Origin of the sequence: Arthrobacter sp. 18067 (assembly GCF_902706295.1) — a bacterium.
Lineage (GTDB): Bacteria > Actinomycetota > Actinomycetes > Actinomycetales > Micrococcaceae > Arthrobacter.
Genome location: NZ_CACSJJ010000007.1, coordinates 163,190 through 177,587, shown reverse-complemented (window position 1 = coordinate 177,587; position 14,398 = coordinate 163,190). Strand labels below are relative to the sequence as shown.

Sequence of the window (14,398 nt, the reverse complement as noted above, 5' to 3'; positions counted from 1 at the left end):
CCGAAGGCACCATCCCGCACACATAGGGCCTATGGACAATCTCCCTGCAGCCTTGGCCACGCTGGTGGCCAGACACGAAGCCGATCCGATCAAGGACTTTGACGCCCTCATCTCGGAGCTGAAAGAGGTGGCCGGCTATCGCTCACTCACCGCCGGCGAAAGGTGGAGTTGGATTGGGAAGCCGGCGTACTTGCTGATCAGGATCTAGCCCCGACCTGGCACCTGGAATTCCAGCGCGCGCTGGAGCCAGACGAGCAGGATGAAGCGCTGGGGATGGACTCTTACTGCGTGACCCCGCCCAGCGGTGCCTGCGCTTATGCCTGTCTCGCGTCGGTCCTGGTCGAGAACGGAAACCTGCACTTGGTCTTCCACGAGGACCCTGCCCAAGAACTCGGACTGGATTCGGCTGAGTTGAACTTTCCCCTTGGTCTTGATGCAGATCAACTGGATGAGCTCATTTCAGGTCTTCAGTCAGTTCTCGGCGGCGCCCGGAACCCGCTAACGCTCAAAGGCGTCCTGCGTCCTTAACAACAGGGCAATCCCTGTGATCGCCGGTGGGTCTTCAGCAAGAGAGCGTTCGACCAGATTTGAGCCGGAACCGAAGCTCGGACTTGTTCATGGCAGGATTGCTCCGTGAATAGCGAGATGTCTGGGCGAGGCGCCGAAACCGTGAGAATTGCTTCGGCGGAGGCCGTAAGTGCGTGGCTGGCCGATAACGCATCCCTTACGGAGTCCTTGCTGACGAACTTGAGCCTGGAAAACCACGGCTACTCAGTGGAGATCGTGCTCCGGCGCATCACCGACCGAGTTGGCCGACTCCTCGAAGAAGAGTCTGATGTGGTCATTCGGCTCGACGCCGTGGAGGAGCTCAGTCTCTTAGGTAGCTTGAATGCCGTGATGGTTGAAAACCCCGACAGGATCAATTGGGGTTTAAGTGAGGTCAGCACCGTCACGTTGGCGCCGGAAGGCAACGCGTACCGACTTCACATCCGTTGGGAAGACGACCGGAAGATTGAGGTGCTTTCCCACCGTGTGTCCATGGAAGCTTCTGACAGCGGAGGTGATTCCAAGTGATCGCGTCCGCCGAAGAGTTCGTGGCGTTGCGGTGTAGCGAAGACCCCGCGGAGTATCACAGGGCAGCCCATGACGAGGCTGGCCTAGCTGTGTGGCTCGAGGTCATCGATAAGCACCCGGACATGCGGTTTTGGGTGGCCCAGAACAAGACCGTCCCTTTGGAGATCCTTGAGCTGCTTGCCTCCGATCCGGATGTGCGGGTGCGCTCGTTCGTGGCCATGAAACGAAAGATCGGCATCGACCTCCTGCAAAGGCTCGCCGTGGACGAAGACGACGCTGTCCGGGCGTGCGTTGCCCGCCACCGCCGCGCGACACCCGAGCTGATCGAAACGCTGCTTCATGACGAGTCCTGGGTCGTCAGAAAAGCCGCGACGGAGGCGTTGGCCAAGAGATCGGGAGGAGATCCCTAGCTAGCGTTCTGGCTTTCCGGAGGTCCTGGCGGGGCCGAATTCATCATGGACTTCTCTCCAAACGCTGGAAAGGGGCTCCGCGAGACTTGTCGGCATCGGCATGTTCATGTCTGCCACGTACATTTTGACGTCCCCCGGCGGAACCCATTCCGTGGCGGTCACCGTGACCTGGGATGTGAACAGGTCGTCGGGGAGGTCCAGTAACCCGTCAACGACGAGCCGCTCGATCAGATGAAGGCCCTCGACGGTTGCGAGCATTTCGCTGCACACGGTTTTTGTGGCGTTCAGCAGCATTTCTTCGGCGGCAATGCCCTCCGCGTAGGAGCGGCGTACGTCATCCTCATGCAGAAGGTGGCCGTACAGCCAAGCTCCGGCGATCTCCTTGTTCGACGTCATGGGCGCTGATCGAGGTGCACGGGGCCGGCCATGCGGATAGTCGGGGTCAGCCTCCCTGAACTTTGCACGGATGGCCTCCACTTCTTTCCTGTGCGCAGGCGAGCCGCTCACCAACTCAGTGAGCGCATTCAGGACCTTGTCGTAATGAACCCCATCGTCCTTCAGGAACAATGGCCGGACCCGCGCTGCGGCCGACTCAACCTGCTCCGTAGGGAGCAACGGTGCCGGCTTCATCTCGACGGACTTTTCACCGGTGACGGTGTTGAAAACCATGTTGAACGACAGCGTCCATGCAGCATGCTTCACGAGTAGTTGCTTGTCTGCGGCCAAGGAGTGTTCTTGCACCAAGCGTGCGCGCAGCACGAACTTCGACAGGGTCCGCAAAGCCGCAGTCTTCCGTGCCTCGTTGGACATGACCATCACCTCTCCAGAGCCTCGTCAGTTGAGGGTACCCAGTTCCTGCAGATACGAGGCGCAGGGCCACACGGTCCTCAGAAATCTGCTAAGTATTTGCCGACTCACTGAGGCAACCCTGGGCAGCAACCGATGCATCTCCGGGGCACAGGGCATGCAGGTCCGCTGTTTTACTAGCACCGGGTCCTATCGACAGGCACCGGGGCAGGGCGCCCGGATGCGTGCCTGTCGATCAGGTCGTGTGGACGACCTGCCTACGATGCCAGCGGGCCGCGGTGCATCGGTCACAGCAATAGACACTTCAATTCAACGGATGGCGCGTTCAGGACACGACCTATTGCTCCGTTTCCCCGTCGTTGTCTTTGATCTTCAGCACTACAGCATCGGACGATGCAAAGCAGGTGCCTGCTCCACAAGCCCCATCTCCTGACCCATATGACGTCCGATGTCGCGTTCTTCAGTTCAATACTGGCGGTGTACCTGTGGCCATCAGACTCTCGGACTTCGACGACGTCACCGTGGTTGAAGTCTGCCCAGTCGCACGTATCAATTTCCGCCATTGTTTACCCTCACAAGCTGGCCACCTCGGGCACGGCAATGTCCGCGGGTTCAGGGACCGAAACAGGCAACAAGTGCTTGAGCCCTTTCAGCAGGCAGCCACGCCATCCTGCACGGTCATGACCGCCGTGGAACTCGTGGAATGCCACATCGAACCCTTTGGCTCGCAGAACCGTGCGCAGGTGACGGTTGGCCGACAGGAGGCTGATCCCGCCTGGCAAGTGGCTACTTTCCAACGAACCTGCAGCCAAGAAGAACCGAGCACTGGACAGTTCAGCCTTGGCAAACTGTCGGGTCAGCCACTCAGGCTCGTCATCGAATCCGTAGATTCCAGATTCAGGGTCTGCTCCCCATGCAGTGCGAAGCCCCCACCAGAAAGAACCGGACATTGACAGGACGTTGCCGAACAGGTCGGGGCGGGAGAACGCCAAGAACGCCGAGCCAAGGCCCCCGTAGCTTCCGCCGGCGACGGCGACATCTTCGGCCTTGTCGCTGACATCGAAGTTAGCCCGCACCCACGGCAGAATCTCATTTCCGTACTGCTCCACCAGCTGCGGGTTACAGATCATCTCCACGGACCGTGACCATGAATTCTTGTTGTGCACGTAAACCGTCAGCGTCGGCCGGATTTCTCCACGTGCGGTCATAACTTCCATCAGCCCGGGAAGCCCCAAGGCAACTGCTCCGGGGCCGTCGAGAATGAACAGCACTGAAGCGGCTTTCGTTCCGGCCGGGGGCTGGTGAACTGTCACGACGCGTTCGTCCCCGAAAACATCTGAGGCAATCTCGTAATCGTTCAGGACCACGTCCCGGTCCCGTGCCTCAAGCACGGTCTCAGCGTGTGAGTCGGCTCCGGACAGCGTCAGGACGTTGTCGTACCGCACCAGTTCTTCATCTGCCAGCAGTGCCAACACCTCGGGTTCGTTGCCAAAGCTGATGGAAGCGTCCAGCTTCATCCTGTCGGGGTTGAATGGGTCTGGCTGCGAGTTGCGGTGCCGGTCCAGAGCCAGACGGGTATGCCCCTCCTGAGTCTTGGCCAGCTCCTCGATCTCATGGACATTGAGCAACGCCGTCTCCGAGTTCACCAGGAACTTGTAGCTCACCGCCAGCTGAAGGTCATCGACTACCACGCTGTGGAACCAAACTTCAGATCCCGCGATTCTGCGCATGGGTTGGCGATCACCATCGGGCCCCTGCATCACCAGGTGTGAATCCACAGCGACCTTTTCGGCTTCACCGAGGTAGACGAAGGTGATCAATTGCCGCCCATCGCTGAGGGTCTCAACCAAAGGACCTTTCGCCGCGCGAAGCCGCTCAGTGAGTTCCGCGACGGCTGTTGACGGAGCCTCCCTCACTTTCATGCTGAACTCCCGGATCACAGAACTGCCATCTTGCTCACTCTCGAACTCGTTCAATCGTTCTTCCTTCCACTGCTGGCCAAAAGCCAAAAATTACTTAAGGGTTGTAAAAGATTTAATAATCGTACAGACTTTGTTAGCAAGCCCACAAGGCCTAACCCCCTCCTCTCCCGCTGCCATTGGGAGGGATGCATGTCGCCAGACTCACAAGGACCTGGCGGGTCGGCCCCTGCCGCAACACAGGGGCCGACGCTCAAACTCAACGAGCCGACCGCAGCTGGATCACAGAATGCACGCTCCGTGCTTGCCGGTCGGTGCCACCATGACAAGGACTGCCGATGGAACAAAACTCCGCGCCCCAGATAGCAATCTTCGACGGCCTTAAGGTCGACGAATTCAAGGAAATCGTGCAAATGATTCCTGGTGCCATCTCCGGCCAAGCCGACATTGAATGTGGCACCACCCCAATCCAAGAGAGCAGTGACGGTCGAATCATCACCGGCGTCTGGCGGTGTGAGCCTTGTGACTGGGCGCCGATGGAGTTTGGCGACCGCGGTGAGTTCTTCCAGGTACTGGAGGGGTCAATGGTCATCCAGGAAGACGGAAAGGAACCCGTCGAGGCCGGTCCCGGGGTCAGTGTCTACACCCCTCCTGGATGGAAGGGGCGGTGGAAGGTGCCCTCCACCTTGCGGAAGTCGTTCGTCAGCTTCGAAACAGGCCCCTCCTAAAGAGAGGCTCCCCCAGCCAACAGGATCGGCAATCCGAGACAGGTAGAGGCTTCTGCCTCAGCAAACCTTTACATCAACACGGAACGAGGACGGCGTGGCCGCTTTGCGCATCTTTAAGTCCACGGCCCCGCTGGGGCTCAGCCGTCAGGAATGGGCACTGATAGCTATCACGGCCCTCTGGGGCGGAACCTTCGTGGCCATCCACTACGCACTCGAGCACAGCGGCCCGCTCTTCTTTGTCGGCCTTAGGTTCTTTCTGGCAGGCCTGATCTCAGCAGCTGTGTTCCATCGAGCCTTGCGGGGCATCCGGTGGACTGAGGTAGGGGCAGGCTCGGCAATTGGACTGACGATCTTCGTCGGATACGGCCTGCAAACGGTCGGTTTGCAAACCATCCAGCCAAGCACGTCCGCTTTTATTTCCGCACTCTACGTCCCCTTGGTGCCGTTGATGCAGTGGGTCATCTTCAAGAAAGTTCCCCGGAAATCCACCTTGGCAGGCGTTCTCCTGGCCTTCGCAGGTCTGGCATTCATCGCAGGGCCGGGCCTGACATCTCTAGGCCTTGGCACCGGTGAACTGGTCACCGTGCTGAGCGCTTTCGCCATGGCCGCCGAGATCATTCTTATCGGTCTGCTCGCCCCTCGCATGAACCTGCAACGGCTGACCATCGTTCAACTCCTCGTTGCCGGCATACTCCCCTTCGTCGTCATGCCTGTGGCCAACGAGAGCATCCCTGCGTTTTCCTGGTCCTGGTTGCTTCCGGCCATTGCGCTAGGCTGCGCGAGCTGCCTCATCCAGCTGACGATGAGTTGGGCTCAACGCTCGGTCTCTCCCACCCGCGCGACCATCATCTACGCAGGAGAACCCGTCTGGGGAGGTCTCTTCGGGCGTCTCGCCGGCGACAGACTCCCCCCACTCGCCCTCATCGGCGCAGCACTGATCATTCTGGGAACCGTGGTCAGCGAATACAGGCCCCGCCCTTCGCGGCCCCGCCAAGGCATCCGAAAACACAGCCGAGACTCAACCAAAAGGAGCATGACCCCTTGAACCCGTCTGCAGAATCCGCGACTGTGGCACAGCCGGTGCGGCCGGACCGCCGCCGCACACCCACCGCCATCGACCGCATCGCAAACGAGTACGTCGAACGGATCGTTCAAAACGATCCAGAGTTCGCAACCACGCTCGGCATACCGGGGCAGGAGGAAAAGTACGCGGACCACTCCCCCGCGGGACTGTCCGCCAGACGTGAAATCCTCGTCCACACCTTGGCCGATCTCAACGCAGCCCATCCGGTCGATCAGGTGGATCTGGTCACCCTGGATGTCATGAAGGAACGGATTGGCCTTCAGATCGAGATCATTGACTCGGGCGTGACGCCCTTGAACAACATCTGGTCGGTGCCGCAAACGACCCGCAGCATCCTGGACCTGATGCCCAGCGAAACGTATGAGGACTGGGGGCACATAGCCGGTCGTCTGGCAAACGTCCCGCAGGCTCTCGGCGGCTACATTGAGTCACTCAACACTTCCCGCGCAGCCGGCCACACGCCGGCACTGCGCCAGGTCGAAGCCGTCATTGAACAGTGCAAGTCCTATATAGCCGAAGAAGGCTACTTTGATTCATTGATCAATCGCGCTCCGACGGAAGAACCGAGCCTGGTCAGGGACCTGCTCTCGGGGAATGATGCGGCTAAGAACGCTTACCGCGACCTGATGAGGTATTTGGATGAGGACCTGCGCCATGACGCAAGGCAAAAGGACGCAGTAGGAAGGGATTACTACACCCTGATGTCCCGTGAGTTCCTGGGTGCCGAGATAGACCTGGAAGAGACCTACTGGTGGGGAGTTGCCGAACTCGATCGCATCGTTGCCGAGCAAAAACTGGTTGCCGAACAGATTGAGCCCGGTGCGAGTATTGAGCGCGCCCGGGAACTACTGGACGCCGACCCTTCCCGCAGGCTCCACGGCACCGAGGCGCTCAAGGCATGGATGCAGGAGAAGTCCGACACGGCCCTTCGTGAGTTGGGCAAGACTCATTTCGAGATCCCCTCTCCCATGGATCGGCTCGAGTGTCTCATTGCCCCTACCGCCGACGGCGTTGTCTACTACACAGGCCCCAGCGCCGACTTCTCCAGGCCGGGGCGCATGTGGTGGTCCGTTCCCAAAGGTGAAGAATCATTCACTACCTGGTCTGAAACCAGCACCATCTACCATGAAGGCGTCCCGGGCCATCATCTTCAGATTGCAACCGCTCTACTCGCCGGCGATCAACTCAATCGCTACCGCTCAGAGGCTGTCTGGGTGGCCGGACAAGGTGAGGGTTGGGCGCTCTACGCCGAACGGCTCATGGAAGAGCTCGGCTACTTGGAAGACCCCGGTGACCGTCTGGGGATGCTGGATGGCCAACGCCTCCGGGCGGCCCGGGTCGTCTTTGACATTGGCGTGCACCTTGAGCTTGCCGTCCCGCAGCAGTGGGGCTCCGGCGTTTGGGACGCCACCAAGGGCTGGGAGTTCCTCAAAGCGAACCTCTCTGACCTTGAGGGCCGGATCCGGTTTGAGTATCTGCGATACCTCGGCTGGCCGGGACAGGCCCCTTCCTACAAAATTGGACAGCGGCTCTGGGAGCAGATCAGAGAAGAGGTCCGCCGCCGTGACGGTGATGCCTTTGATGAGAAGGCGTTCCATACCCGCGCACTGCGCCTAGGTTCGATGGGTCTGGACTCTCTCCGGCGTGCGTTGCTGAACTCCTAAGTATAAAAACGACACTGCCCCGGCTGCTTCATTGATCTCAGCGGCCGGGGCAGTGTCGTTGCAGCTTTAGGTCCACGACATGACAGCATCTCCGGAGCCTGTTGTCACCGACAACACCGTGTTGTCGGGGACCCGAGCATGGTCAGCTGGGTCCACGACAACGATGGGCACGGCGATCTCATATAGTTCAGCGGCGACAATGGCACCCAGCACGATGATGGCATCAGGCTGGGACAAGATGATGGCAGCTGGTGCGGCCCCTGACCTGATCAGCTCAGCCAAGACGCTGGAACTTGAACTGGAACCCCGTCCTGAAGACATGAGGAGAACCTTCCCGGCTAAGGCCTCTCCGAACTGGGGGTGGTGGGGATCTACGACGTCCCCTGCATCGTCGACTCCACCCCAGAAGGACAGAGGTTCGGAGAGGCGGATGGACGGGGCAACGGCGCGCCCGCCGGAAATGGCCGTGCCTTCGATCATGATGCGTCCCCTAGTCCGAGAAAGTTGTTCTGAAGTGCAACTCGGCCGAGCCTGGCCGAATCTACGCATTCCTCGATTGAACCGACAACTACGTCAACACCGATATTCGATGGGGCATAGTGTGCCCACTTTCCCGAATTTGTCATGACCCTTTTCGCTTTCGGGGACAGCACTGCGGTGACGTAAGTACAGGTATCGACCACCAGCCTTACTCCCGCCCGCTCCATGGGTTCCAGAAGTTCTGCTTCAGCGAGCCTGTCGAGGGTGGCCCGACCCGTGGAGATGAAGAAATCGATGTCGGGATGGATGGGACCACCCTCTGCAAGCAGGCGTGCAAGTTCCGCACATTCAGCGAAGGACGCGTGCGGCGTGCCGACGCTGACAGCGTTCAGCTCGCCACTGTGGAATGTCGACAGCTCCTGCCGCGCCAACGTCATTGTCGCCGCGGTAACGACATGGGATTGGAGTGGCGCGTTTCCCTGGAGGGCAGCTCCGAGGGTTGGCGCCTCAGGTGTCACGCCTACGACGTGGAACATCGCCACTCCCCCTGAGGACGCTGCAGCGGCGCCCATGGCTTTGAGTTGGTCCTCCGAAACGTCCACCGGAACGCCCGTTAATACAGGGTTCTTCGTACCGGACACTTTGCCGATGTGGTAGCCCAAAAGTGCGTAGGCAACATCCGATTTCATGAATGCGGCCGGCAAGGATGAGCAATCAAAGACGTGTTCGCCTCGGCGTGCCGCCGTGGCTTGCAGCCCCGAGTAGGGAGCGCGACCGGTAATTGCAGCACATATGTCAAGGAAGTCTCCGTACCTGTCGGTTCTTGCTCCCAGGACGGAATTGGCAAACACAATGGCATTGGATTCAGCCCACGCTATGTGCTCACCAAAACGCGGCCGGCCAGGAAGTTGATACGGTGCGCACGTCCAGGTGGGAGTGCAGCCCATGGATTTGTATGCCGCCATGAGCTCGCGTCCCCGGCTCACCACTTCTTGCTCCTTTGGTGTGTCCGTTTTTACCAAGCTCGGGTGCAGGAGGTCGACGGATCCGACGTTCAGGGTCGTGGGTACCCTGACGGTTGCCCCAAGGTGGACCAACCGTTCAGCGAAGTCGAGGCTGACCTGTCCGTGGTACAGGCACGAGTCAATGTGCGCGGAGGTGATTTCCACCAGACGGGGAGCATTTAGCGTCCGGCTCAGTGCTGTGAGGACTCGCATGGCCATCGCCACAGCCGGTCCCTGAGCGCCGTCGAGCATGGAGTTTTCCTCGACGGTCAATGTGAAGTCCGGTTGTTCGGGCGTTGATCCCGGATCCAAGTGGGCAGGGAGCCCGTTGCCGGCAGGAGGGATCTGTCCGTGTTTTTCTGGTCTCACGATTTTCCTTGAAATGGTTGGCCGAGGGAAGAACCGATCTGCCATCGGCAGGGTTCACGCTGAGCAAGCGAGGCTGGCTTCGACGACGGCTGCTGCTGCTACGAGGTCTTCCCATGACATTCCTGAACTCTTGAAAAAGAGGGGCCGGTCAGGATACTGCAGGGGTACAGCACCTGTGAGGAGGTCTTTCATTGGAACCAGTTCCTCTTCGCTGAGCGTTCCCTCGGCAATGGCCATGACGATGTCACCAGACTCCCGTAGCGCTGTCGCCACGTCCTCGACGACAACCTGGGCACGTCCGCACAGGGCAGCGTCAACTTCGCGTACGTGGGGTTCGTGGGAACCGACGGCGATGACAATAGAGTCGTTCCGAAGCATTCGTGAATCAAACAGCGGTTCGCTGGCAGATGTTGCGCAAATGATCACGTCAGCGGCCGCCACTGCACCCTCGGCGGCCGTGGATCCTGCTTGAAGGACCTCACCGATGGCTGAGGGAGCCACAGCCGAACGTCCTGGATCGTTGGCCAAGCAGGAAAGCGGATTGCGAACAATGTAGGAGACGCGTTGGAGACTTCGATGTCCTCGAAGCACTCCGGCCAGGGTTTCGATGTGGCCGATTCCTTGCCGTCCGGCCCCAAAGACCGCCACCTGAAGAGGCTCCGTTCGGTGCAAAAGGGCAGGAAGGACTGCGGCAATGGACACCGCAGGAGTTCGCACCGCGGTCAGCTCAGTTCCGTCCAGAATGGCTTGTGGAGTGAGGGTATCGGAGTCAAAGAGCAGGTACAGGGCCTGAACGCGGGGCAACTCACGGGAAGGATTGTTCGGCGCTACGGTGGCGATCTTGATGCCGGCGTACGCGGACCGTTCCGCTGGCATGACCAGGAACTGACCGCGCTCCAGCCCGACGATTCCTCTTGGCGTGTCTGTTGAGGGATCCAGCCCTGAGCAAAGGGCCCGCGTAATTGCTTCGGTCGCCTGCGCGGGAGACAGTAGATCCCGGATTTCCGGGGCTGTAAAAAATCTGGGGTGCACTGCATATACCTGTCTGGGGTGTTCGGAAGCCGCCTTGGAAACGAAATTTGGGCGGGATGCTGATGGGTTACCGTCTCTCAGGAGTACATGTCCGGCCAAGCTCCTGCTACTCGTTTCTGGCCGCAGCCGTACCGGCCACGTTTCCCCTGCGTCTGCCCGGCGCCGTGGACGGGGTTGGAGGTCCGGTTGGCTCAGGCTTGCAGCTCAAGACGTGCAGCGTCGAGGAGGGTCCTGGTGTAGGGATGTTCGGGTGCGTGCACGACCCTGTCTCCTGGACCCATCTCAACGATCTTTCCTTCATGCATCACTGCTATTTCGTCGCTAACATAACGGACGGCCGCCATGTTGTGCGAGATGAACAGCATCCCGACACTCAATGTTGTCTGCAGGTTCCGGACCAAGTTCAGCACTGCTCCTTGGACTGATGCGTCAAGGGCAGAGGTGATTTCATCGGCAACGATGACTGATGGCTCGGCCGCGAGGGCGCGGGCTATTCCTACCCGCTGTCGTTGACCTCCTGAGAGCTGTCCTGGGCGTTCTCCATGCCTGGCAGGGTCAATTGAGACCTGTTCGAGCAGTTGTTCGACCCGTTGCTGCCGTTGAGCCTTGCTGAGGCCTCCGCCCTGGGGCAAAGCCTCAGCAACACTGCGCCCGATGCTCATTCTCGGATCAAAAGAGGCGTAAGGGTCCTGGAACACCATTTGGAGACCGTGCAGGGACCCGTTTCGGATCGGTTTGCCACCGAGGGTGATGCTTCCCCCGGCTACTGGCACCAACCCAACCGCGGCCCTTCCGAGCGTTGATTTTCCACACCCCGATTCACCGACAAGGCCAATGATCTTGCCGGCCGGGACCGTCAAGCTCAACGAGTCGACGACGACGTGGGATCCGTAAGCGACCGTGACGTCACGGAACTCGAGTGCGTTCATTTGATCATCTCCTCGTTGTCAATCATCGGAAGCAACGATGCCCTCGATGGCGGAAGCGTAGCTTGATTCGCCGACACCGGATGCCAGCAAGCGGCAGTATGGACAGGCCCGGCCGGCAGAAGCTCGGGTTCTTGTTCACGGCATTTGTCGGTTGCGAAATCGCATCGCGGCGCAAACGGGCAACCTTTTCCAATCTCTGCAGGAGCCGGTGCCCGTCCAGGGATAACGGTCAATGGTTGATCCCGATCGGTGTCCAGGTCAGGTAGGGCAGACAGCAGCGCCCTCGTGTAAGGATGCACGGACTTCGCTGCCAGATCTTCTGAGGGAAGATCCTCAATGACCTTGCCCGCGTACATGACTAGAACCCGATCGGTGATTTTGCCGATCACGGCGATGTCGTGGGAAATCAGCAACAGAGCTGCGTTCTCACGTTCGGACAGGTCCTTCAGCAGACGCAGCACCCGCGACTGGGTCGTGACGTCCAGGGCGGTTGTCGGTTCATCGGCGATGATCAGACGAGGCCGGCCCATGGTTCCCATGGCAATCATGGCGCGCTGCTGCATACCACCGGAGAACTCGAATGGGTATTTCTGAAGCCTCTCTTCGGCTTGCTTGATACCCACTTCTTCGAGACGCCGAACGGCACGTCGGTGGGCTTCCTCTTTGCTTGCTCCCATGTGCCGGCGAATACCGTCACCGAGTTGCGGCCCGATCCGGCGAATGGGGTTGAAGGAAGTCATCGGGTTCTGGAATACGACCGAGAGCGACTTACCCAGCAAGGTGTCACGCTCAGCAGCCGGCATCTGGTCCAGTTCGTGGCCGGAGAACTCCCGTCGTGCGACGTCGACTCGACCCGGGGCTTCGATCAAATCGGCGATGGCCAGCGCGGTCAGGGACTTGCCGGAACCAGATTCACCGACGATGCCGACGCGTTGTCCGGCTCCGAGGCGAATGTCGACGCCCCGTACCGGAGTTACCGACGCCCCGCGGGCACCGAAGCTTACTTTCAGATCTTCGACTACCAGAACGTCGGCGTCCTTGCGCTTGGCCTGAAGCAGACGAGTCACCTCAGCAGACCGTTTGGCGGGGCGTTTGGGGGCGGCAGCTCCTTCTCCCCGCTGGCTGACAGAGTGGGCGATGGCCTCCCCTAAGAGGTTGAATCCCAAGCCGGCCAGCACAACCGCGGCGGCCGGCCCAAGGACGGCTACAGGGTTGACGTAGAACTGCGAGAAGCCTTCGTTCAGCAGCCGGCCGAAGTCGAACTCCGGAGGTTGGATGCCGATGCCCAGGAATGACAGCCCGCCGAAAGCAAGAAGCGCTGTACCTGCAGAGAGGGTTGCATTCAGAATGAGTGCTTCAGCGACGTTTGGAAGGACGTGGCGCATCAGAATCTTGGGCCGGCTGACTCCGCTGACCTTGGCGGCGTCAACGTATTCGAGCTTTTCAACGGATGCTGTCAGCGTCCAGGTCAGGCGGGCGAATGTCGGGGCGGTGGAGAGGGCCAGCGCCATCACCGCTCCGATGGTACTCACCCCGAAGACGGCGGCAAAGAACAGAATCATCAGGAGGCTGGGAAAGGCGTTGGTCACGTTGATGATGACGTCAGCTATCCTGCCGCCGATGGGGCCGAAAAGGATACGTGCCGATCCTATGACAAGGCCTATGACGAGCCCGATCAATGTAGCTACCAGAGCCAAGACCAGAGAAAGTCGGGTGGCCACCATGACGCGGGCGAAGATGTCCCTACCAAGGGAGTCGGTGCCAAACAGATACTCCCCCGAGTCAGGTGCATTGATGTTGCCGGTGTTCGTTGCCGTCGCTGCCTCGCCCCACACGAAGGGACCAATGACAGCTATAACGACCAAGGCAAAGACCAATACAAGTCCGACGATGCCTACAGGTCGGGTGAAAACCGCCGACCACGTGTTCTTGGAACTCTTCATTTCCCTGACTCCTGGCGTCTAAGCGCCGTACGAGGATCAATGGCTGAGAGGACAATGTCAACGACGACGTTCGTGATCATGACTCCCAGCCCGTAAACGATGATCATGCCCTGGACCATGGGGTAGTCCTTCTGGCGGATGGAGGTCACCATTGATGTACCCATTCCCGGCCATGAGAAGACGCTCTCCACAAGGACGGTTCCTGCAATGAGACCTGCGAGCATCAAACCCGCGATGGTCAAGGTTGCGGTCATGGCATTCGGCAAAGCTTCACGGAGGTATATCCACATGCCCGGCATGCGTTTGGCGCGTGCAGTCCGGATGAAGTCCTCTCCGAGGACTGCGAGGACTTCGACACGGACGATGCGGGCCAGAATTGCTGCCGGTGCCACCGACAAGGAGATGACCGGGAGGATCAGTGACTCCCAGCCATCGTTGCCCGCGATCGGCAGCCACTGCAGCTGGACTGCAAAAACGTAGACGAGGACCTGAGCCAGGATGAACGAAGGAACTGTTGCAATCACCACCGTGCTGGTCGTGAATCCCAGCTCGAAGTGGCGTCGGCGTCCTCCCTTGGTCAAAGCCGCTGAGACCACTCCCAGGGGTATGGCGATCAGGATCACCACAACGAAGGACAACAGGGCCAGTTGAAGGGAGGCACCGAACTGCTCGCTGATGGCGTCGGTGACCTTTTGTCCGGTGAACAGTGATGTTCCGAACTCGCCCCTGACAGCGTCAGAGATGAAGCGGACGTACTGGACTATAAGGGGGTCTTCAAGGCCGAGTGCTTCGCGTTGCTGGCGGACCATCTCTTCCGAGGCGCCCTTGCCGAGGGCAGCTCTCACAGGATCGCCCGGGACGAGATGCATCATCAGGAACCCCAGGGTCAGCAGCAGCCAAATGCCGCCCGCGAAGCCCAGGAGCCTGCGCCCTATCCGGCGCATCATCAGTCTTG

At 59.8% G+C, this 14,398-nt stretch carries 15 protein-coding genes; 7 read left to right on the top strand and 8 right to left on the bottom strand.

From position 1 onward, the window contains the following. The first annotated feature begins 31 nt into the window (after positions 1 to 31). From GVL04_RS09350 to GVL04_RS09335, 4 genes are all read left to right on the top strand, one after another. A complete protein-coding gene (locus tag GVL04_RS09350; protein WP_159702980.1) occupies positions 32 to 208 on the top strand; it encodes a hypothetical protein in 177 nt (58 codons plus the stop codon). After that, on the top strand, positions 163 to 528 hold the full coding sequence (locus GVL04_RS09345; RefSeq protein WP_235036226.1) for an Imm10 family immunity protein: 366 nt from the start codon (positions 163 to 165) through the stop codon (positions 526 to 528). Before GVL04_RS09350 ends, GVL04_RS09345 begins: the two co-directional genes overlap by 46 nt. Before the next feature lie 141 nt (positions 529 to 669). Further along, entirely contained in the window at positions 670 to 1,074 is a 405-nt protein-coding gene (locus tag GVL04_RS09340) for a hypothetical protein (RefSeq protein ID WP_159702974.1), read from the top strand. Next, entirely contained in the window at positions 1,071 to 1,484 is a 414-nt protein-coding gene (locus tag GVL04_RS09335) for a HEAT repeat domain-containing protein (RefSeq protein ID WP_159702971.1), read from the top strand. Before GVL04_RS09340 ends, GVL04_RS09335 begins: the two co-directional genes overlap by 4 nt. Here the strand turns inward: GVL04_RS09335 and GVL04_RS09330 are convergent, their stop codons facing one another. Next, positions 1,485 to 2,294, bottom strand: a complete 810-nt coding sequence (locus GVL04_RS09330) for a hypothetical protein (RefSeq protein WP_159702968.1) — start codon at positions 2,292 to 2,294, stop codon at positions 1,485 to 1,487. A 569-nt stretch (positions 2,295 to 2,863) separates the two neighbouring features. Next, complete coding sequence (locus GVL04_RS09325; RefSeq protein WP_159702965.1) at positions 2,864 to 4,267, bottom strand: esterase family protein; 1,404 nt, start codon at positions 4,265 to 4,267, stop codon at positions 2,864 to 2,866. Positions 4,268 to 4,548: 281 nt separating this feature from the next. On the opposite strand from GVL04_RS09325, the gene GVL04_RS09320 reads away from it, so the two are divergent. From GVL04_RS09320 to GVL04_RS09310, 3 genes are all read left to right on the top strand, one after another. Further along, positions 4,549 to 4,938, top strand: coding sequence for a cupin domain-containing protein (locus GVL04_RS09320; protein ID WP_159702962.1), 390 nt, complete (start codon positions 4,549 to 4,551; stop codon positions 4,936 to 4,938). A gap of 94 nt (positions 4,939 to 5,032) precedes the next feature. After that, positions 5,033 to 5,983, top strand: a complete 951-nt coding sequence (locus GVL04_RS09315) for a DMT family transporter (protein WP_235036225.1) — start codon at positions 5,033 to 5,035, stop codon at positions 5,981 to 5,983. A gap of 35 nt (positions 5,984 to 6,018) precedes the next feature. Continuing rightward, on the top strand, positions 6,019 to 7,686 hold the full coding sequence (locus tag GVL04_RS09310) for a DUF885 domain-containing protein (RefSeq protein WP_159703071.1): 1,668 nt from the start codon (positions 6,019 to 6,021) through the stop codon (positions 7,684 to 7,686). Positions 7,687 to 7,752: 66 nt separating this feature from the next. Here the strand turns inward: GVL04_RS09310 and GVL04_RS09305 are convergent, their stop codons facing one another. From GVL04_RS09305 to GVL04_RS09280, 6 genes are all read right to left on the bottom strand, one after another. After that, positions 7,753 to 8,166, bottom strand: a complete 414-nt coding sequence (locus GVL04_RS09305; RefSeq protein WP_159702959.1) for a DUF126 domain-containing protein — start codon at positions 8,164 to 8,166, stop codon at positions 7,753 to 7,755. Further along, entirely contained in the window at positions 8,163 to 9,539 is a 1,377-nt protein-coding gene (locus tag GVL04_RS09300; RefSeq protein ID WP_235036224.1) for an aconitase X catalytic domain-containing protein, read from the bottom strand. Before GVL04_RS09300 ends, GVL04_RS09305 begins: the two co-directional genes overlap by 4 nt. 54 nt (positions 9,540 to 9,593) lie before the next feature. Next, complete coding sequence (locus GVL04_RS09295) at positions 9,594 to 10,571, bottom strand: ornithine cyclodeaminase family protein (RefSeq protein ID WP_159702953.1); 978 nt, start codon at positions 10,569 to 10,571, stop codon at positions 9,594 to 9,596. A gap of 191 nt (positions 10,572 to 10,762) precedes the next feature. Then, positions 10,763 to 11,500 carry an ABC transporter ATP-binding protein gene (locus GVL04_RS09290; protein WP_159702950.1) on the bottom strand — a complete coding sequence of 246 codons (738 nt, stop codon included), beginning with the start codon at positions 11,498 to 11,500 and terminating at the stop codon, positions 10,763 to 10,765. Then, entirely contained in the window at positions 11,497 to 13,443 is a 1,947-nt protein-coding gene (locus GVL04_RS09285; RefSeq protein ID WP_159702947.1) for a dipeptide/oligopeptide/nickel ABC transporter permease/ATP-binding protein, read from the bottom strand. Before GVL04_RS09285 ends, GVL04_RS09290 begins: the two co-directional genes overlap by 4 nt. Continuing rightward, the gene (locus GVL04_RS09280) at positions 13,440 to 14,390 is read right to left on the bottom strand and encodes an ABC transporter permease (RefSeq protein WP_159702944.1); all 951 of its coding nucleotides are present in this window, start codon (positions 14,388 to 14,390) and stop codon (positions 13,440 to 13,442) included. Before GVL04_RS09280 ends, GVL04_RS09285 begins: the two co-directional genes overlap by 4 nt. Between the last annotated feature and the right edge of the window lie 8 nt (positions 14,391 to 14,398).

Bases quoted from the DNA above. Each gene is read 5' to 3' on its own strand.
- GVL04_RS09280 (WP_159702944.1), bottom strand. From the start codon at position 14,390: ATGATGCGCCGGATAGGGCGCAGGCTCCTGGGCTTCGCGGGCGGCATT.
- GVL04_RS09305 (WP_159702959.1), bottom strand. From the start codon at position 8,166: ATGATCGAAGGCACGGCCATTTCCGGCGGGCGCGCCGTTGCCCCGTCC.
- GVL04_RS09350 (WP_159702980.1), top strand. From the start codon at position 32: ATGGACAATCTCCCTGCAGCCTTGGCCACGCTGGTGGCCAGACACGAA.
- GVL04_RS09330 (WP_159702968.1), bottom strand. From the start codon at position 2,294: ATGTCCAACGAGGCACGGAAGACTGCGGCTTTGCGGACCCTGTCGAAG.
- GVL04_RS09320 (WP_159702962.1), top strand. From the start codon at position 4,549: ATGGAACAAAACTCCGCGCCCCAGATAGCAATCTTCGACGGCCTTAAG.
- GVL04_RS09290 (WP_159702950.1), bottom strand. From the start codon at position 11,500: ATGAACGCACTCGAGTTCCGTGACGTCACGGTCGCTTACGGATCCCAC.
- GVL04_RS09285 (WP_159702947.1), bottom strand. From the start codon at position 13,443: ATGAAGAGTTCCAAGAACACGTGGTCGGCGGTTTTCACCCGACCTGTA.